This window comes from Acinetobacter sp. (genome assembly GCF_050285345.1).
Taxonomy (GTDB): domain Bacteria; phylum Pseudomonadota; class Gammaproteobacteria; order Pseudomonadales; family Moraxellaceae; genus Acinetobacter.
Map to the genome: position 1 here is coordinate 1 of NZ_JBLZXR010000103.1, position 19,574 is coordinate 19,574.

Consider the following 19,574-nt stretch of genomic DNA (forward strand, 5'->3'; position numbering starts at 1 on the left):
TTCAGTCGTTTTAAATTCTCAATTAGGTAATCCTCCTTTACAGTTGGAAAAATTAATTAAAAGTTGAGATTGGCGTTATAAATGTAACATTTACATAATTATTAAATTTTAACAAAACCTTAAATTAACCTTTTTGCACCAAGTAATGGAACTCTTTATTGCCATTTTCATCTAAACATTCTTCTTGTAATAAGAGCTCATGACCTAAATGCATACAAAATTTTGGGATGTCCCAAGAGGTTGAATTATCGGTTGCAAACACTTCAACAATATCACCTGATTTTGATTTACGAATGGCTTGATGCAACATCATCACAGGTTCAGGACAACGTAAACCACGTGTATTTAATTGAGTTGTTACTTCACCAAATTCAGACATCTTTGCAAACCAAAATCCTATCAATAACGCATTATAACTGTTTCAAGAGTTTTTTATACTGGGCTTCAACCGCTTTATCATCTTGATCAACGAACTTAATCTCAACGCTGTTCAATTTTTTATACAACATTATTTTTTATCTTTTATGAATTTTTTATACCTGACTTCTTCGCTAAATGTATTAAATCATTGAAATAAATAAATGAACGAAGCGTTAAACGATTTCCCATATTAATTGATAGACAACGATCTGTTCTACGGTATGATAAAATCATATTTTTTAGATATTAAGCGTCTTTAGGAAAGATCATGCAAGAGGAATCAGGCCCGTCGTGGGGCATGCGCGGCTTACGTAAATGGCTGGGCACTGCACCAGAAACCCGTGACGAACTGTTGAAATTGGTACAAGATTCACGTCGTTTTTTAGAACCCGATACAGTCGCTATGTTGGAAGGTGTACTGGATTTACCTGCCACTAAAATTCGTGAGGTTATGACCCCGCGTACTGCAATGATTAGCTTACAAGAAGATGATCAACTCTTAGATATTCTGCATGTATTGGTTGAGTCGGCTCACTCACGTTTCCCCGTATTTTCTTCAGATCAGCCGGATAATGTGGTCGGCATCTTATTGGCCAAAGATTTGCTGCCATTTTTAACCGAACCTACCACCAAAGTGGATATTCGTGCGCTTATGCGCCAACCTTTGTTTGTTCCTGAAAGTGCCCGTTCTGACCAAGTTTTACGTATGTTGAAAAATACTCAAACCCATATCGCTGTGGTGATTGATGAATATGGAACAACATCAGGACTGGTTACTTTAGAAGATATTTTGGAAGAAATCGTCGGTGAAATTGAAGACGAACATGACAAGGTTGATGAAGAAGCACAATTTATTGTACCTGACGATGATCCACTTAGCGCCAATACATGGTTAGTTCAAGCACTTACACCAATTGAACACTTTAACAATGTTTTAGATGCTGAGTTTTCTGACGATGAAGTAGAAACTGTCGGTGGCTTACTGCTTCAGGAAATGGGTTTGGTCAGTGATTTACAAGGACAAGTAATTGAACTTGAAAACTGGGAATTTACCATTTTGGAAGCAGATGCACGTACTATTCATCTGATCCGAGCTGTCCGTAAATGAGAACCTACTTTAATAAGCTGCTAAACTCATCACAACAACAAAAACAGCTTCCATTAATTTATCCGCTGCTAATTGCATTATTTTCAGGTGCCATCTTCAGCTTGTCACTGGCACCTTATCATTATTGGTGGTTGGCGATTCTATCTCCTGCACTGCTCTATACTTGCCTAAGTAAACGCAGTCCCAAACAAGCATTTATGATTGGCTGGGCCTATGGGATAGGCTTGTGGTTTGTCGGCGCATTCTGGCTCTACACTTCTATCCATGTGTATGGTGACACCAATGCGGTCTTAAGTGTCTTGATGATTGCCATCATGGCCTTGGTGATGGGGCTATTTACCGCATTACAAAGTTGGGTTTACCGCCGTTTCTTCCCTGAAACCCCACTGACCTTTGCGCCACTTTGGGTATTCTTTGAATGGAGCAAAACCTGGGTTTTCACTGGATTTCCATGGTTATTTGCAGGCTATGCCTTCACTGAACGTTTCCTCGATGGCTATGCACCATTATTCGGGATCTTCGGTGTTTCATTTGTGGTCATCTTATTGGCCTGTGCACTGGTCGAAATCCTCAGAAGACGTGTGATCTGGATTGTACCTTCGGCGATCGTACTTGTAGGTGCATGGGGCGCTGCTCAACTGCAATTTGTACAACCTAAAAATACCAAGCCACTCTCTGTTTCCTTGATTCAAGGCAATATTCCGCAAGATTTAAAATGGTTAACAGAATACCAAGCTCAGACCTTAATAAAATACGCAACCTTAAGTCGTACTGAGTGGGGCCGTGATGTCATTGTCTGGCCAGAATCTTCGATTCCAATGTTCCAAACTGACATTGAACCATTTTTGGATGCCATGAATGTGCAGGCCCAAAAAACTGGAACAGCATGGGTCACAGGGATTCCCTATTGGGATTTAGCCGAATCACAACAAAATAATCACCCGATGTATTACAACAGTATTATGGCAACTGGTGATGAAGCTTCAGGGCTGTATAAAAAGCAACGCTTAGTGCCCTTTGGTGAATATATTCCTTTATCAGGTATGTTGAGTTGGGTGTTACCTGCGTTGCAAAATGACCCCTCCATGAGTGGTTTTTCACGTGGTGCGAACGACCAAAAACCATTACAGGTCAAAGGTCATGATTTAGGGGCTGCAATTTGCTATGAAGTGGCTTATCCCAATTTAACCCGTCGTAATGCCAGTCAAAGTGATTTCCTTGTCACCATTTCAAATGATGCTTGGTTTACTGGCACGGCCAGCCCACATCAACATTTACAAATGGTACAAATGCGTGCCAAAGAAAATGGCCGCTGGTTTATTCGTGCAACCAATACCGGCATTACTGCGTTTATTGACCATACCGGACATATTGTCAAACAAGCGCCAATGGATAAGGATGCGGTCTTGCGTGGTGAACTTCCGGCAATGCAAGGTGAAACTCTATATACCCGTCTCAGCGATTGGCCGATATTGATTTTCTCCTTCCTTTTATTGGTTCTGGGTTGGATTTATCGTCCGCGTAAAGTGGATGTGTCGTTTAAATCCCGTCGTTAATCGATGATGTGTATCCATTCATACATCCTGAAAATGCAATCAAAAAACCGAGCACTTGCTCGGTTTTTTATTACTCATCGCTTTTGAGAGACGATGACAGTTTAAATCTTGAAAGCAGTTTTCCCCTAAAGACACCTCTGTATCAATGCAAAAAATCATAAAAGTTGGATCCATTTAATAAAAACTCAGATATTAAAAACCAGAGCAAACTCTGGTTTCAAGGAATTGGGATCGTTCAACGAATATCGTGATATCTGATTAAAACTGAGTCACAAGATAAGATAACATCGCAGCGAGTGACAGCATCGGAAGATAACGATAGATGCGAATTATGAGCTGTTCAAGTACAGAAATTTGTTCTGGTTTTAATTTTGCAACGGTCGCCTTTAGTGCCGAGTAAAAACTTAAGGCCAACAAAGAACTCATTAAACTGATTGCAAAAAAGCCCACCATAATTTGGCTGCTGCCTTCGGTGCTTTGCCACAAATAAAGCATGCCTTGACTGACTGGCAAAATGCTTAAAATCAAAAGAACAGATTTCAGCATTGACCAATGAAATTGGTTAATTTCATCCGTTAATAATAATGCCTTCATACTATCCTCCATGGCGAAATAAGTACAATAAGGAATATTATGCGCGGTTTTATTTAAATAGAAAGTCTATATTTATTCATGTTTTACAATAATTGTAATCAATAAAATTGGGAATAATTCTTATTATAACTATCACATATTCAACATAATTAAATAGTGATGAAATTCAAAAATTTAGTATTAATTTTATAATTAAGATTTATTATCACTTCACCCAATATAGAGATAACCTATTAAGTGAAGTGATTTATTCCATCAATACCAAATATATAATAATTCTCAATTAGTGTTTATAAAAAATATCGGCATCATTTTCTTCACCACCAGACTGACCATCGGCTCCAAATGAATAAAGATCGTATGGGCGACCTTCTGAACCTGGAATGACATATTGAATATCATTGTCCCAACTGTCTTTTGGATATCCACCTTTTATATAACCACCTGGCAACCAATTTTTCGCAGACTCAGGTTTCGTCACCAAGGCATTTAAACCGCCATCCTGCATTGATGGATATTTACCATTGTCCATTTTATATTGATCCAGCGAACCTGCCACGCTCTTTAAAGTAATAGCGGTAGTATCTACTTTGGCCTTTTCACCACGTCCCATCACATTTGGGACAATCAGTGCAGCCAACACCCCTAAAATAACGATCACCACCATCACTTCAATTAAAGTAAAACCCTGCTGTTTCATCTTTTTGATCTTCACTTGCATGTTACAAATCTCTGTTCGAACCCTTGTTAGAATGTCTTAAATCATATTATTCATATTCACGATTGGCAGCATCACTGCAATCACAATCACCAGCACAATACTCGCCATCAACACCAACATCAGCGGTTCAAGTAAAGCCAGTAAAGTTGAAATTAATGTGGTTACTTCGCGATCCTGCATAGCCGACGCACGTTCTAGCATACGATCCAGTTCACCTGAACTTTCGCCACTTTTGATCATTTGTACCATCATCGGGGGAAAATAACCACTTCGCTCTAATTGGGTGGAGAGGTTCCCGCCTTCGGTGACTTTCTCTGCTGCCAAGTTAACTGAATCTCGAATCACCCAGTTATTACTCACCGCCGCACCAATTTTTAAAGCATCGACCAAAGGCACGCCCGATTTGGTCAAAATTGATAAAGTACTGGCAAAACGTGCCGCATTAATCCCTTTGGATAATTTTGAAAATAATGGCAGTTTCAAGATGAGTCGGTCAAAGGCATAATGCCCTGCTGCTGTGCGTAAGAATCGCACCAACAGAAAAATACCCACAACTGTGCCCACCAATAAAAATGGCCAGGCCAAGCGGATAAAATCACTGGCTTTCATCAGCGCCACCGTAATCCATGGCAACGCATCTTTGCTCTGGTCAAAAGTTTTAACAATGTCAGGAACCACATAGGTCATCAGTCCCATAACAATTCCAAACGACATCAGCATCAGAATAATCGGGTAGATCATGGCACCTTGCACTTTCTTTTGCATAGCAAAACGGTTTTCAGTGTAATCGGCCAGTTGATCAAGAATCAGATCGAGATGACCCGAACGCTCACCCGCAGCAATTGTGGCAATATACAGCTCAGGAAAACGCCCGCCTTGTTGCAGGGCATTGGCCAAAGAATGACCTTCTAAAACCTTGGAACGAACAGACATCAATAAATTTTGTACATGGACTTTTTCACTTTGCTTGCCCACGGCACGAATGGCCTCTTCCAACGGAATCGAGGCGGCAACAAGTACCGAAAGTTGGCGGGTTAATAAGGCCAGATCATAAGCAGTTAGGCTTTTTTGAAACCAACGCTGTTGAGCATGTTTATCTTTTTGTTCAATCGGATCGACTGCAACAGGAATTAGCGCTTGGTCTCTGAGCTGTTGACGGATTTGACGCGCAGAATCACCCTCAAGTACACCTTTCTGCTGCTTCCCTGATGCATCTATGGCAATAAACTGATATGCAGGCATTGTAATGCTCTAATTTTCCAATATTTCTATCAGCGCAGTTGCGTCTGACCATCAAAATCATTCATATTCATAGATATAAAATATGAGCTCACTCTAACACAACTTCTTTACGATCACGACGAAATTTAATCAGGAACTAATCCACGTTTTATGACAACTTCAGCGAGCATTTCTTCACCTTTATACCGTGTCCGCGTAGCCGTTCCAGTTTATCTGTACGACTGCTTTGATTACAGCTTAAGCCCTGAGCAATACCAGCAGGCTGAAGTCGGTGCTCGTGTTGCTATTTCCTTCGGCCGGCAAAATTTAATTGGCATCATTGTCGAAAAAATTGCACTTGACGCACCCGTTGACTCCAGTTTCAAGCTCAAAGCCATTACTGAATTACTTGATGATCACGCCATTTTAGATGAGAAAGTTTTAAGTTTGTTGACATGGTCGGCCCAGTATTATCAATTTCCGATTGGCGAAGTGATGCACAGTGCGATTCCGACACTGTTACGCCAAGGAAAACCTTACAACCTCTTGGCTCGCACGTGGACCTTATTGGATACACATGCCGAAGATAAAATTAAACGCTCTGAACGTCAGCAAGAAGCCTATAAAATTTTAAAATTGCACCCGACTGGTACTGGTGAAAATTTACTTAACCTTGCCGGGGTTGAAACCGCAACTTTAAAAGCTTTAGAAAAAAAAGGGATTTGCCGCTGTGATTTGACCCCGCAAGATTTTAGTCCAATGCAGATGAGCATGGCGCAAATGCCGTTAACCGCCAATAGTGACCAGAAAAAAGCCATCGACGCGGTCCTCAAAGCCCGTAAAAAATATCAGGCCTTTTTACTCGACGGTCTTACAGGTAGTGGTAAAACCGAAGTGTATTTGCAAATCATGCAAGAGGTGCTGAAGCAAGGAAAACAGGTACTGGTACTGGTTCCTGAAATTGGACTGACGCCACAAACCATTAGCCGTTTCCAGTCACGTTTTCATTGTCATATTGCACTGCTACATTCAGGTCTGAATGACTCAAAGCGCATGCAGGCTTGGCAAGCTGCACAAACCGGTAAAGCCTCGATTATTTTGGGCACACGCTCTGCGATTTATACGCCTTTACCGAATTTGGGCTTGATTGTCTTGGATGAAGAACATGATCTCTCATTCAAGCAACAAGAAGGCTTTCGCTATCATGCGCGAGATGTAGCCCTGTATCGTGGTCATTTAGAACAATGCCCTGTGGTGCTCGGCACTGCCACGCCTAGCATCGAAAGCTATGCCTTGGTCAAGCAAGGTAAAATGACCGTTTTAGAACTGAATCAGCGTGCCGGAACGGCGGTCATGCCTAAAATCCATATTTTAGATTTAAAAGTGGCGCAGAAACAGCACGGCATCAGTCAGCTGCTCATTGGTGAAATGCGTAAGCGACTGGAAAAGAAAGAACAGGTTTTGGTGTTTTTAAACCGACGCGGTTATGCCCCTGTGCTGATTTGCGAAAGCTGTGCTTGGCAAGCCAAATGCCCGCATTGTGATGCTAACTTTACCGTGCATCACACGCCGTATCAGCATTTACATTGTCATCATTGTGGTACGATCCATCGTATGCCGGATCAATGTCCACAGTGTCAGCATCAAGAACTTAAATCACTGGGTATGGGTACGGCCAAAGTGGAAGAAAGTCTCAATGAGCTTTTTCCTCATCATGAGGTAATTCGCGTCGACCGTGATTCCACTAGTCGGGTCGGCAGTTGGCAAAAAATTTACGATAAAATTCAGAAAAGTGAGCCGGCAATTTTACTCGGTACGCAAATGCTGGCTAAGGGACATCATTTTCCCTATGTCACCCTTGTAGCGATTTTAGATATCGACTCAGGCTTACTCAGTGTCGATTTTCGTGCCATTGAACGCACGGCACAATTGATTGTCCAAGTCACAGGGCGTGCAGGACGCGGTGAACATAAAGGCGATGTTTTCTTACAGACCTTAAGACCCGAACATCCTTTGCTGAATACCTTGGTCAATGAGGACTATCGTCAGTTTGCCAAGCAAACCATGAGAGAGCGAGAAATGGCACAAATGCCACCATTTCGTTATGCGGCTTTAATTCGCTGTGAATCTAAAGACCAAAAGCAAAATACTGAATTTTTACAGCAACATGCTCAATTACTGCGTCAGGACTCTGAAAATAGCATTGATATTTGGGGGCCGATTCCAGCACCAATGGAACGTAAGGCCGGACGCTACCAATCACATATGGTACTCCTGTCTGCCGACCGCGCACGCCTGCATTATTTTATTCGCCATTGGTGGCAAAATCTCTTGCAGACCAAGCCATCGAGTATGAAGCTCAGTCTGGATATCGACCCCCAGGAACTCAGTTAAACGCGTACAATTGATCCTGAAAAATCAGTCATACTGAACTTAAAATTCGCCCATACACACGACTCTAGGACGGGTAAATGTCACTACTGTTACAGATCACAATTTTTCTCGGCGCTTCCTTATTGCTTGTTCCCTTACTCAAGCGCTTGGGGATTGCCACTGTATTGGGATATCTGTTTACAGGAATACTACTAGGACCTAGCGTATTTAACATTGCCAGTGACCCTGAAGCCATTCAGGAACTGGCTGAATTTGGCGTGATTCTGCTGATGTTTTTGATTGGACTGGAGTTACGTCCGCAGCGTCTGTGGGATATGCGTAGCGCCATTTTTGGTATGGGCAGCCTACAAGTCGGGATTACCGGTCTGATTCTCGCACTGGTGTGTTTTTTTGCTTTACAACAAGGCATTGCAGCGAGCGTGGTGATTGGTTTTGCCTTAGCCCTGTCGTCAACCGCGTTTGTCTTGCAGATGTTGAATGAGAAACAACAACTCAACACCACCTATGGACAGCAGTCTTTTTCTATTTTGCTGTTTCAGGACATGGCGGCCATTCCGTTAATTGCCGTGATTCCTCTGCTTGCAGGTACGGACTCCTCCCATCATGGTATTGCTTACTTTGCTGCAATCGTGGCCACCTTTACCGGATTGTTTTTATTTAGTCGTTATCTGATGCGCCCCTTTTTCCGTTTTGTGGCAAAAAGTGGTGCACATGAACTGATTACTGCTGTAGGTCTATTTATTGTGTTGGCGGTCGTTGGTCTGATGGACGTGCTCGGAATCAGCACCACCCTTGGTGCATTTTTAACTGGGGTACTGTTAGCCGACTCGGAATTTCGGCATGAATTGGAAGCCAGTATTGCACCCTTCAAAGGCTTATTACTTGGTCTGTTCTTTATGACCGTTGGCATGACCACCGAACTCTCACTGTTTGTGGACATGCCTTGGTTCATTATCGGTGGTGCTTTGACTCTACTGCTGATCAAAATGATCTCCTTAACCGCGATTGCGCGTTATCTCAAAAACTCATGGCACAATAGTCTGTTATTGGCCACTTGTTTGGCACAAGGTGGGGAATTTGCTTTTGTGGTTCTTGCCGTTGCCAAAAGTGAAAATGTGGTACAGCAAGCGGTGCTTGAGCCGATCACTCTCATCGTCACGCTGTCGATGGTGCTGACACCATTCCTATATTGGCTAATGCAAGCGCAAATTTTGCCGCGTTTTAGCCCAAAAAATCTTCCCGAATATGATGATATTCCGGATGAACACAATCCCGTGATCATTGCCGGTTTTGGTCGTTTTGGACAAATCATTGCCCGTGTTGCGCATTTACAGCATCTTTCTTTTACCGCCATTGACAGCAATTTAGATAAAGTTGATTTTGTGCGTAATTATGGCGGGCAGCTGTATTATGGCGATGCCACCCAACCTGACATTTTACGTGCAGCAGGTATTGAACAGGCCAAAGTGTTTGTACTGGCCATTGATGATATTGAAGACTCGATCAATGTGGCGCGGCATATACGCTTGAACTACCCCAACCTAAAACTTTTGGTACGTGCGCGAGATCGTCATCAAGTACATTTATTACGTGATTTAGGCATTGAGCATATTTGGCGTGAAACCTATTTGTCCTCACTCGGTATGGCTTATCACATGCTGTGTGACTTAGGTATTAGCGATGAAGATGCCTATAAAAGCATTGAGCTATTTCGTGACTATGATGAAAAACTCTTGGCGCAACAGCAGCAAATCTATACCGATGAACAGAAAGTTTACGAAACACATCGTAACGCTTTGGCTGAACTTGAGCATTTATTTGAAAGTGATGCGCAAGCACGTGAAAAACCTACAGGTGTCGACCTACAACGCAGCTTACAACGCCACCGCATTGACGTAACAAGAGATGATAATGAATGACTTGTGTTTTACAATATCGTCACCATTAATGCAGGGTTATGGAGAATTTTATGTCTGATTTACGCCAACGCTTTTTTATCGAAGATAGCCCTGTCCGTGGTGAAGTGGTACATCTCGAAGAAACCCTAAAAACAATTCTTGCGCAGCGTGACTATGCCCCTGCGGTACAAATTTTATTGGGTGAAATGCTGAGCGCTACAGCTCTTTTGGCGAGTACCTTAAAAATTAAAGGTCGCATTAGTTTACAAATTCAGGCAGCGGGCACCTTTAAATGGGCGATGGCTGAATGTAACCATTTGGGTGAAATTCGTGGCTTGGCTGACTACGAAGAAGATCCACGTTTCCAAGCGGCAGAAGACAGCAGTACGGTGCTAACTTCATTGGTTAACCCTGTTTTATTTATTAATATCGAGCCTGAATTCGGTGAGCGTTATCAAGGGATTGTACCTTTAGATAAACCGACCTTGGCTGGATGTTTGATGCAGTATTATGACCTGTCTGCTCAAATTCCAACGCGCATTGTTCTTGCTAGCAATACCCAACGTACAGGGGGTTTACTGATTCAACTACTTCCACGTAACAGTGAAGAAGAACAACGCCGTGTCGATGAAGACTTATGGCCACGTTTGACCATGTTGACGGAAACATTAAAAGCTGATGAGTTAACATCACTGGCAGCCAACGAAATTCTATATCGCTTGTACAATGAAGAAGATGTTCGACTGCCTGAGCTCGAAGAGTTAAAATTTGGCTGTACCTGCTCAAAAGAGCGTTGTGCTATTGCATTGGAGCAAATTGGGGTCAGCGCGGTGCGTGAAACGCTAGAACATCAAAATCCAATTGAAATGGATTGCCAGTTCTGTAATGCCAAATACACCTTTACTGCGGAAGAAGCCTTATCATTATTTGGTCAACATCTGAGTTAATCGAACTAAAATGACTTACTAGAAAATTGGCTAATGTCATTTAAATCAGAGTTTCAAGCATCCTTCGGGATGCTTTTTGTATGTCGGCATCAATATGCTAATTCAAATCTGTAGCAGTGTTCACACTAAAATACAGGAGACGATGAGTCACACTTGTCTTCTCGATCTATTCTTGTAAAATCACGCTGAAAATAAAATCCAAACAATTATTAATGCTTTATTTTCAAATAAAAAATAATGTAAAAACTGGATAAAATATGGATATAAAAATAGGCGCACTCTTCCTTTGTCTTGGCTTTGCCAGTGCTTTGAATGTGTACGCTGCTGACTTAGCTGGCAAATGGAAAACCATTGATGATAAAACTGGCTATGCACGTGCAGAAGTCCTCATCACTAAGCTTAAAGATAGAACGTACAGCGGTAAAATTATCAAAGTACATGCTATACCAAATCGAGAAGCCATAACCACCTGTGGAAAATGCGAAGGTCAACTTAAAAATGCCCCACTGGTCGGCTTACCGATTTTATCTGGCTTTAAACTCAATGCTGGCAAAACAACCAATATATCGATGGCAAAGTCATCGACCCACTTTCAGGCAACACTTACCAAGGCAAGGGCCAGTTGAATGCACGCGGGAATGTCCCCTGACTTTACGCGGTTATGTGGGCAGCACTTTACTCGGCCGTACGGTCTCTTGGATTCGTATCGAATAAATCTGAATAAACCACCGACATAGCAATGATGCAATTCACTCCAGAAGAATTCATCATTGCCTGCATACCCAAATACAAGACGACCTATTTCAAAATCCCGACCAATTTGCTTGTATGAATACCTTCCACATTCATGCAAAATCCGTGACTCAATCCTCACTTTCATATTAAAAATAAATAACTTTCTTATAAAAATCATTGGAATATTCATCTTTTTTCAGGCTATATTAATCCCATAATATTTTTATGCCTATTGATCTTCAATAGCCTTCTTTTCCTCCCAAAAGGGCAATCTTTATGACGGCAAAACTTCTCTCTGGACTCCTTTTAACGCTCACTACAACACTGAGCTTTGCGGCGGGTGACCCTTTAGTCGGTACATGGAAAACCATTGATGACCGCACAGGATATTCACTTTCCGACGTGGTGATTCGTAAAGATAAAGACAATCACTATAGCGCCACAATTGTCAGTACCCGTACCGTACCCGGCGCAACAACATCTGAAATTTGCTCACATTGTACGGGAGCACAAAAAAATAAACCCTTCATTGGACTCACCACCATGACCGGCCTTATAGCAAATCCCAACAAAGCCAATGAATTTGTCGGTGGTGTCATACTTGACCCCAAATCAGGACAACATTACAACGCACGTGCACGCCTCATGAATAATGGAAAACATTTAATTATTCATGGCCGTTTAGATGGTGCTTCGATTGGCCGAAATGTCACATGGGTTAAAAACTAAATCATAGGCCTTTCAATGTGAAGGCCTTTTTTAAAGCAAAAAATTAGAGCAAAAACTCCATCTTACTGCCATAAATATTATAAAAATGCCAACTTAATCACAAAGTATCACATTGATTTTATAGGAACTTCTATATAAATTAGGCAACTTACTCTAAAAAAATTATTCTGAATGTTCAGGGGATGAAATGAAAAATATTTATAAACAATTTTTAGCTGGGTTATTGCTGAGTGCTTTGTCAGGATTGTCAATTGCAGCTGAAACTGATCCCCTGATCGGTAAATGGAAAACCGTCGATGACCGAACTGGCTATTCACGTGCCGATGTAGAAATTCGTAAAAAGCCCGATGGGAGTTATGAAGGAGTTATTGTGGCAACACGCAATGTTCCGGGCACTGAAAAAATGGGGATTTGTTCAAATTGTCCGGGTCAGTTGAAAAATAAGCCTTTCCTTGGTTTACCCTTTATTTGGGATTTCAAACAAAATCCTCACAATCCACGTGAATTCCAAAACGGCAAAGTCCTCGACCCGATTGGTGGAAAAATTTATAAAGGCAAAGCAAGGCTCAGCGCTTCAGGTAAGCATTTAACTTTACGCGGCTATGTCGGGGTTTCCGTGATTGGACGTAGTGTTACTTGGATAAAATACTGATTTTACTAATGTTATTCAAAGCCCCTCCACGGGGCTTTTTTATTGTCATGTTTTGAAACAATAAGCTGCACATTCAGACTATTACAGTTTGATGAACCCGCTTATATTGAATCAAACATGATCAATATTTATACAAGAGAGTATGTCGAATAATCATTATCAAAGCCTCGGTATTTCCCGAGATGCATCGGCAGATCAAATTAAAAAAGCCTATCGTAAATTGGCTCGAAAATATCATCCTGACATTAGCAAGGAAGCTGATGCAGAAGCACGTATGCAAGAAATTAACGTTGCCTATGACACACTGAGTGATGCCGAAAAGAAAAAACAATATGATTTTGAGCTTGATCATCCGCAAGGCTTTGGCGAGTTTGGTGATGGCAAACACAGTGGTTTTGATCAATCGCAGTTTTATCGCCAAGGCGGCGCTCAAGGCCAACATTCGGATTTTAGTGGTTTTGAAGATTTATTTGGGCGTTTTGGTCAAGGTTTTGGTGGTGCTGACTATCAATATCAACGCGCCAACCGCCAAGCCAAAAGCTTTCGTGGTGAAGACCAACACGCCAACTTAACCGTAGATGTTGATATTGCCTTTCACGGTGCGACGCAAAATATTACCTTGCAGATTCCGACTTTAAATATCTATGGCGAACCTGAGGTTCAACGTAAAACCTTACAAGTGAAAATCCCCGCGGGCATGAAATCCGGTCAACAGATTCGTTTATCTGGTCAAGGCCAAGCCGGCTTTAACGGTGGTGCAGCAGGTGACTTGTATATTGAAATTTTATATAAACAAACTGAACAGCTTTGGGTCGAAGGCGCAGATATCTATCAGCAATTAAACATCAGCCCATGGGAAGCTGCGCTTGGACAAAAAATTGCATTTACCACACCGGACGGAAAAACTCTTGAACTACAAATTCCTAAAAATGCCCGTACGGGTCAACAGCTACGATTAAAAGACAAAGGGATACCAAATAAAACACCCGGCCACCTATACCTGATTTTAAATGTAGTAATACCACCAGCAAATACTGAGGTCGAGCAACACGCCTATAACACCTTTGCTCAAGCCTTCGAGTCCTTTAACCCAAGACAGTCTTAAGGAGAGCGCCATGACAACAATACATTATCTTGAAATTGTCTGTGACGGTTGCAAACAGACTGAGATCGTTGACGAAAAAAGTAGTTTTGATCTGCAACACTTTGCGGCTGCCTGTGGGCAAAGCCCGGAATGGGTCTTACAACTCCTCGAATACGATATTTTACCCAGTCGTTCTGAAGATCGCATTCATCAATTTTTTGGTGATGACATTTCCCGCGCCCGACGCGCTTATCGCCTGCAACGGGATTTCGATGCCAGTTTTACCGCGGTCGCAATGATGTTAGATCTGATTGATGAAGTGCAACAATTACGTCATCAAGTCAAACAACAACACTTTCATACACACTAATTGATTCGTGGGCGCTCTGCATTGCAGGGCGTTCTTTCTTTTTCTAGTAGAGAGAATTATCGACAACCATGAAAACCAAAGATTGCAATAAAAAAGTCAAAAACATGTTTCCAGAATATCGAGATTTAGTACTTCAATTGCGCGATGAAAATCCGCATTTTGCTCGAATCTTTGAAGAACATGATGCGTTAGATCGAGAAATTATCCAGCTTGAACTTAATCCGGTCAATCAACACAACGGTGATATCGAAAGCATTAAGCGTAAAAAATTAAAGCTTAAGGATGAAATTTACCGCTTACTCAAAGGTTCAGCCAATGACGAAATCAGCTAAATTTTGCATAGGTGAACAGGTAGAGACTCTTAGATGATGTTGGTTCTATGTGGTACACCTGCTGATCCATTTCTCAAGAAGAGTCTTCTCAATCAATAGGTAAATGGTCAACGTGGTGTACTGCATGTCGATATTAAATGGCTTCGCGACTTGGCATTTCTATAGATTCATTTAATCTGTAGCTCATCTTATTTCTAAAATAGAGAATACTACACTGCTCAAAATTTTCTCGCACTTTCAAAAAACGATACCGCTCCCAACAACACAGTACCACAACAACACCTTATTTAAGTTTGGTCAATTTTTCAATTTCTTTCATGGTTTTGACAGTACCTTTAACTGTTCCCTTCACGGTTTGCTTAATTGGCTCATAGTCCATAAACCAAAATAGGTTCATATGCTGATCACTATGTTGCTGTGCTAACATATCAATGACACTTTTCTCTCCACGCCCGACCAAATGGCGGCGGTAAAAATAGTAAACCAGCATAATCGTGGTCACCAACATAATACCGAGCATAATCCAAAACCCGGTTGGTGCTTTCAGCCCTGGGATAAACTCAAAGTTCATGCCGTAAACTCCAGTCAGCAAAGTCAATGGTGCGAAAATAGCGGTAATAATGGCTAAAATACGCATGTTTTCATTGGTTTGGTTGGCCACTGCTGAAAAATGCAGATCTATGGCGGCTTGTACTGCGCTGCGTAAACGGGTGGTATGTTTTTGAATGCGCTCGATATGGTTGGTCAGGTCATCGACTCTGATCAACATAATATCCTGCTTCTCGCTACGTTTTTTTCCTTTAAGATGCGAGTAATTATCCACAACTTCATCTCGCAGTTCTTGTAGCGCATCAATTTGTTCTTCACACAGATTTTCCACTTGTTGGAAAGCCATATTTTCTTGCAACAACTGATGCCACTTGGTAAAACGTCGATGCCCTTGCAACAATTCCTGTTGCCAAAATTCAACGCGGCGTGTCAACGGTACACGTAAATCTAAATACCCATCCACCATATTGTTCAATAAGCGCAGGGACAGATCGAATGGCGTGGTGGCTAATTTTCTTGGTTTACTCTGCTCATCAATCGGTCGTTGAATTAAGGTTTCAATCCGTTGAAGATAACTTTCAATGGCTTTATTGCCGCGCTCGCGCACAGTAATCAGCACTTGTGGTGTCAGCAAAAAGCTAATCGGCGTGGTGGCTAAACCAAAGACACGTTCATGTTTTTCTAAGGCTTTCTCGCCTGCAATGATTTGATCATCCGGTGTAACTATTTTACGGAAAATTAGTAGGTCGTAATCTTCCAAAGTATCAAACACACAAGGATGTTCTAGATTTAAAATATCGCGCAGATGGTATTCATTGACACGTAATTGGCAAAGCGCAAAAATTTCCTCTTGCCATGCTTCAGGACGATTCACCACATCTTCACGCGTACAATCAATCCAGATAAATTCAGGCTCTTCCTGCTCTTGATCTAGCTGTGCTTGATTTTGTACATAGATATGCGATGCAGTCGGATGTTGAAAAAAATAATAGCTTTGCATGACTCATTTTTATTGTTGCTCCATTTGCATCATGCCATAAAAAAAGCCCCAAGCAAGTCAAAGTTTATCTTTGGGAATGCTCAGGGCTTTTAGACTAAATTTACAGGACCGAAGCCCTGTAAATCCTCAAACAATTAAACTTGTTCGATGTCTTTCATGGTTAATTTGATACGGCCACGGTTATCAACGTCAGCAACCTGAACTTTGATTTCTTGACCTTCAGACAACACATCTGAAACGTTGGCAATACGTTCATTTGAAATTTGAGAGATGTGAAGTAAACCATCAGTACCTGGAAGGATGTTTACGAACGCACCAAATTCAACGATACGAATCACTTTACCCGTGTAAATTGTACCTGGTTCGATTTCAGCAGTTAGTGCTTGGATTTTTGCAACAGCAGCAGAAGCAGCTGCTTTAGTTTCACCAAATACGCGAACTGTACCGTTATCTTCGATATCAATTGCCGCTTTAGTTTCTTCAGTGATCGCACGAATGGTTGCACCACCTTTACCAATCACGTCACGGATCTTGTCAGGGTTGATGTTAATCACTTGGAATGTCGGTGCATGCATCGAGATTTCAGGACGAGCGCGTGAAATCACTTGGTTCATTTCATTCAAGATGTGCATACGACCCGCATACGCTTGGTTCAATGCAGACTCCATGATCTCTTCAGTAATACCTTCGATCTTGATGTCCATTTGAAGTGCAGTAATACCGTTTGCAGAACCTGCTACTTTAAAGTCCATGTCGCCAAGGTGGTCTTCGTCACCCAAGATGTCAGAAAGAACTGCGAAACGCTCACCTTCTTTCACTAGACCCATTGCGATACCTGCAACTGGCGCTTTCAATGGAACACCTGCATCCATCAGTGATAATGAAGCACCACATACAGAAGCCATTGAAGATGAACCGTTTGATTCAGTGATGTCAGATACAATACGGATTACGTACGGGAAGCGGTCAGCCGCAGGAAGAACTGCTTGCACACCACGACGCGCTAGACGACCGTGACCGATTTCACGACGTTTAGGACCAGATTCACGACCTGTTTCACCTACAGAGTATGCAGGGAAGTTGTAGTGCAACATGAAGTTATCAGTTTTAGTCCCAGCAAGGGTATCCACCATTAACGCATCACGTGTATTACCCAAAGTTGTTGTTACCAACGCTTGAGTTTCACCACGTGTGAACAATGCAGAACCGTGAGCACGATCTAACACGCCCACTTGTACGTCGATTGCACGAACAGTTTTGGTGTCACGACCATCAATACGTGGTTTACCAGACAAAATGTTGTCACGTACGGTACGGTATTTGAGGTCTTCGAATAATTCGTTCACTTCATCAGCAATGCCTGTTTCGTCATTTTCTGGAACGAATTGAGCAACAGCTTCTGCATAAAGTTCATCCAGTGCAGCATAGCGATCTTGCTTAACTGCAATGGTGTACGCTTCAGAGATTTTTGCTTCGAATGCTGCTTTAAGTTTTCCAAGAAGCTCTTCATTTTTAACTGGCGCAACCCAAGTTGATTCAACCGCACCCGCTGCAGCAGCAAACTCTTTGATTGCTTGAATCGCAATTTGCATTTCGTCATGACCGAACAATACTGCACCGAGCATTTGGTCTTCAGAAAGCTCTTTTGCTTCAGACTCAACCATCAATACCGCAGCTTCTGTACCTGCAACCACAAGGTCAAGGTCAGATTCTTTCAATTGCTCAAGGTTCGGGTTCAGGATGTATTCACCGTTGATTAAACCAACGCGTGCACCACCAATAGGACCACGGAACGGTGTACCTGCAATTGATAATGCAGCAGATGTACCCAGCATTGCAGCAATGTCAGCATCCATAGTTTTGTCAGAAGAAATAACGGTTGCCGTTACTTGGATTTCGTTGAAATAACCTTCTGGGAACAACGGACGAATTGGACGGTCAATTAAGCGTGAAATTAAAGTTTCAGCTTCAGACGCACGGCCTTCGCGTTTACCATAACCACCTGGGATACGACCCGCAGCATATTGTTTTTCTTGGTAGTTAACAGTCAATGGGAAAAAGTCTTGACCTGCTTTTGCTTTTGGTTGAGCAACTACAGCAACAAGGACTTGTACGCCACCCATTGTGATCACAACGGTATTTGCTTGACGTGCAACGCGACCGGTTTCTAACACAACATTGTGTTGACCGTATTGGAATTCTTTACGAATAATATTAAACATCGACATGTTTTATTTTTTCCTAGTTCTTGTGAACAATTATTCTAGTGGAGACCCCTAAGGTTTGGCATTCACAACAAAGTTTTAAATGACAAAGCTTAGAAGCCGACCTCACCAGACAATGAAAATACACAGAATAAAATAAGTAAAATACTTATTTAAGACACAAAGAAGGAGCGAATCATCGCCCCTTCCCTATTATCCAACCAAGGCTGGATAGACTTTAGTTTTCAGTAATACGGCACTTCGCATGCAATAGCCCGAAAATAAAAGTTTAAATCGAATTAACGACGTAAACCTAAAGCAGCAATCAATGCGCTGTAACGACTAGTGTCTTTACCTTTAAGGTAGTCAAGAAGCTTACGACGTTGGTTAACCATACGGATAAGACCGCGACGGCTATGGTGGTCGTGTTTGTGCTCTTTGAAGTGACCTTGTAAGTCATTGATTTGAGCAGTCAAAAGAGCTACTTGAACTTCTGGTGAGCCAGTGTCGTTTTCAGCGCGAGCAAATTTAGCGATGATCTCTGCGCGATCTGCGTTTGTTAAAGCCATTCGATTTCTCCGAGATGCTTAAAAGTTAAAAATTTGATACGAATCCACTGATAAATCAGTCGACTGCCGTGCATCACTACAGCAAGTGCATTATAGTAAGGGAAAATTGGTCAAATTGCAAAAAGAGATAACCAGTTGCTCGCTGTTTTTTATCCTCAAAATGGTCACTGGGCTGTGCATCATTTCCGATTAAAATACTGACTTTAAAAATCGACCGTTTTGCCGCAAAGCTAATCATTTCGAATGTCTTTGCAATCCACCCTCATTCCTTTTCAAAACACTATTTCTGATATATTTTGCCAGTTTCCATACAAACCAAACGGTAAAAATTTACTGAATAAAAAAAAGCCCGAGCTGGGCTCGGGCTTTTTTGCGCTGTAGTTTCTTCTTTTTTAATTATAATTCTATTATTTATAGGACTTACGCATTGACGGATTCAAAAAAGTATTAAAATACTTTATAACGTATCTGTGATCAGACGAACTAAACAT

At 41.8% G+C, this 19,574-nt stretch carries 18 protein-coding genes; 11 read left to right on the plus strand and 7 right to left on the minus strand.

What is annotated here, in order from left to right; genetic code table 11:
- Positions 1–124: 124 nt before the first annotated feature.
- A complete protein-coding gene (tusA, locus tag ACN6OV_RS08820; protein WP_427952089.1) occupies positions 125–379 on the minus strand; it encodes a sulfurtransferase TusA in 255 nt (84 codons plus the stop codon).
- 309 nt (positions 380–688) lie between these two features.
- On the opposite strand from tusA, the gene ACN6OV_RS08825 reads away from it, so the two are divergent.
- The gene (locus tag ACN6OV_RS08825) at positions 689–1,528 is read left to right on the plus strand and encodes an HlyC/CorC family transporter (RefSeq protein ID WP_427952092.1); all 840 of its coding nucleotides are present in this window, start codon (positions 689–691) and stop codon (positions 1,526–1,528) included.
- Positions 1,525–3,084 carry an apolipoprotein N-acyltransferase gene (gene lnt, locus ACN6OV_RS08830; RefSeq protein ID WP_427952094.1) on the plus strand — a complete coding sequence of 520 codons (1,560 nt, stop codon included), beginning with the start codon at positions 1,525–1,527 and terminating at the stop codon, positions 3,082–3,084. The genes ACN6OV_RS08825 and lnt overlap by 4 nt, the downstream gene beginning before the upstream one ends.
- A gap of 258 nt (positions 3,085–3,342) precedes the next feature.
- Here lnt and ACN6OV_RS08835 read toward each other — a convergent pair whose 3' ends face one another.
- From ACN6OV_RS08835 to gspF, 3 genes are all read right to left on the minus strand, one after another.
- Positions 3,343–3,678: a hypothetical protein gene (locus tag ACN6OV_RS08835; RefSeq protein WP_427952096.1), complete on the minus strand. Its 336-nt coding sequence runs from the start codon at positions 3,676–3,678 to the stop codon at positions 3,343–3,345.
- Between the two features lie 283 nt (positions 3,679–3,961).
- A complete protein-coding gene (gene gspG, locus ACN6OV_RS08840) occupies positions 3,962–4,378 on the minus strand; it encodes a type II secretion system major pseudopilin GspG (protein ID WP_427952099.1) in 417 nt (138 codons plus the stop codon).
- A gap of 57 nt (positions 4,379–4,435) precedes the next feature.
- Positions 4,436–5,641: a type II secretion system inner membrane protein GspF gene (gspF, locus tag ACN6OV_RS08845; RefSeq protein ID WP_427952102.1), complete on the minus strand. Its 1,206-nt coding sequence runs from the start codon at positions 5,639–5,641 to the stop codon at positions 4,436–4,438.
- A gap of 150 nt (positions 5,642–5,791) precedes the next feature.
- On the opposite strand from gspF, the gene ACN6OV_RS08850 reads away from it, so the two are divergent.
- From ACN6OV_RS08850 to ACN6OV_RS08890, 9 genes are all read left to right on the plus strand, one after another.
- Positions 5,792–8,014 (plus strand): primosomal protein N', encoded by a 2,223-nt coding sequence (locus ACN6OV_RS08850; protein WP_427952104.1) that lies wholly within the window; start codon positions 5,792–5,794, stop codon positions 8,012–8,014.
- A gap of 77 nt (positions 8,015–8,091) precedes the next feature.
- Positions 8,092–9,933 (plus strand): monovalent cation:proton antiporter-2 (CPA2) family protein, encoded by a 1,842-nt coding sequence (locus ACN6OV_RS08855; RefSeq protein WP_427952107.1) that lies wholly within the window; start codon positions 8,092–8,094, stop codon positions 9,931–9,933.
- 50 nt (positions 9,934–9,983) lie between these two features.
- Complete coding sequence (locus tag ACN6OV_RS08860) at positions 9,984–10,859, plus strand: Hsp33 family molecular chaperone HslO (RefSeq protein WP_427952110.1); 876 nt, start codon at positions 9,984–9,986, stop codon at positions 10,857–10,859.
- A 257-nt stretch (positions 10,860–11,116) separates the two neighbouring features.
- Positions 11,117–11,485 carry a DUF2147 domain-containing protein gene (locus ACN6OV_RS08865; RefSeq protein ID WP_427952113.1) on the plus strand — a complete coding sequence of 123 codons (369 nt, stop codon included), beginning with the start codon at positions 11,117–11,119 and terminating at the stop codon, positions 11,483–11,485.
- A gap of 385 nt (positions 11,486–11,870) precedes the next feature.
- Positions 11,871–12,323 (plus strand): DUF2147 domain-containing protein, encoded by a 453-nt coding sequence (locus ACN6OV_RS08870; protein WP_427952116.1) that lies wholly within the window; start codon positions 11,871–11,873, stop codon positions 12,321–12,323.
- A gap of 187 nt (positions 12,324–12,510) precedes the next feature.
- Positions 12,511–12,975 carry a DUF2147 domain-containing protein gene (locus ACN6OV_RS08875; protein ID WP_427952119.1) on the plus strand — a complete coding sequence of 155 codons (465 nt, stop codon included), beginning with the start codon at positions 12,511–12,513 and terminating at the stop codon, positions 12,973–12,975.
- Positions 12,976–13,117: 142 nt separating this feature from the next.
- Positions 13,118–14,080: a DnaJ C-terminal domain-containing protein gene (locus ACN6OV_RS08880; RefSeq protein ID WP_427952121.1), complete on the plus strand. Its 963-nt coding sequence runs from the start codon at positions 13,118–13,120 to the stop codon at positions 14,078–14,080.
- A gap of 10 nt (positions 14,081–14,090) precedes the next feature.
- Complete coding sequence (locus ACN6OV_RS08885; protein WP_427952124.1) at positions 14,091–14,429, plus strand: chaperone modulator CbpM; 339 nt, start codon at positions 14,091–14,093, stop codon at positions 14,427–14,429.
- A 68-nt stretch (positions 14,430–14,497) separates the two neighbouring features.
- Complete coding sequence (locus ACN6OV_RS08890) at positions 14,498–14,761, plus strand: YdcH family protein (RefSeq protein ID WP_427952127.1); 264 nt, start codon at positions 14,498–14,500, stop codon at positions 14,759–14,761.
- 283 nt (positions 14,762–15,044) lie between these two features.
- On the opposite strand, the gene ACN6OV_RS08895 is transcribed toward ACN6OV_RS08890, so the two are convergent.
- The 3 genes from ACN6OV_RS08895 to rpsO all read right to left on the minus strand — a co-directional run bounded on the left by ACN6OV_RS08895 (position 15,045) and on the right by rpsO (position 19,083).
- Positions 15,045–16,310 carry a magnesium transporter CorA family protein gene (locus tag ACN6OV_RS08895; protein ID WP_427952129.1) on the minus strand — a complete coding sequence of 422 codons (1,266 nt, stop codon included), beginning with the start codon at positions 16,308–16,310 and terminating at the stop codon, positions 15,045–15,047.
- A 134-nt stretch (positions 16,311–16,444) separates the two neighbouring features.
- Complete coding sequence (gene pnp, locus ACN6OV_RS08900; protein ID WP_427952134.1) at positions 16,445–18,532, minus strand: polyribonucleotide nucleotidyltransferase; 2,088 nt, start codon at positions 18,530–18,532, stop codon at positions 16,445–16,447.
- Between the two features lie 281 nt (positions 18,533–18,813).
- The gene (gene rpsO / locus ACN6OV_RS08905; protein ID WP_427952132.1) at positions 18,814–19,083 is read right to left on the minus strand and encodes a 30S ribosomal protein S15; all 270 of its coding nucleotides are present in this window, start codon (positions 19,081–19,083) and stop codon (positions 18,814–18,816) included.
- Between the last annotated feature and the right edge of the window lie 491 nt (positions 19,084–19,574).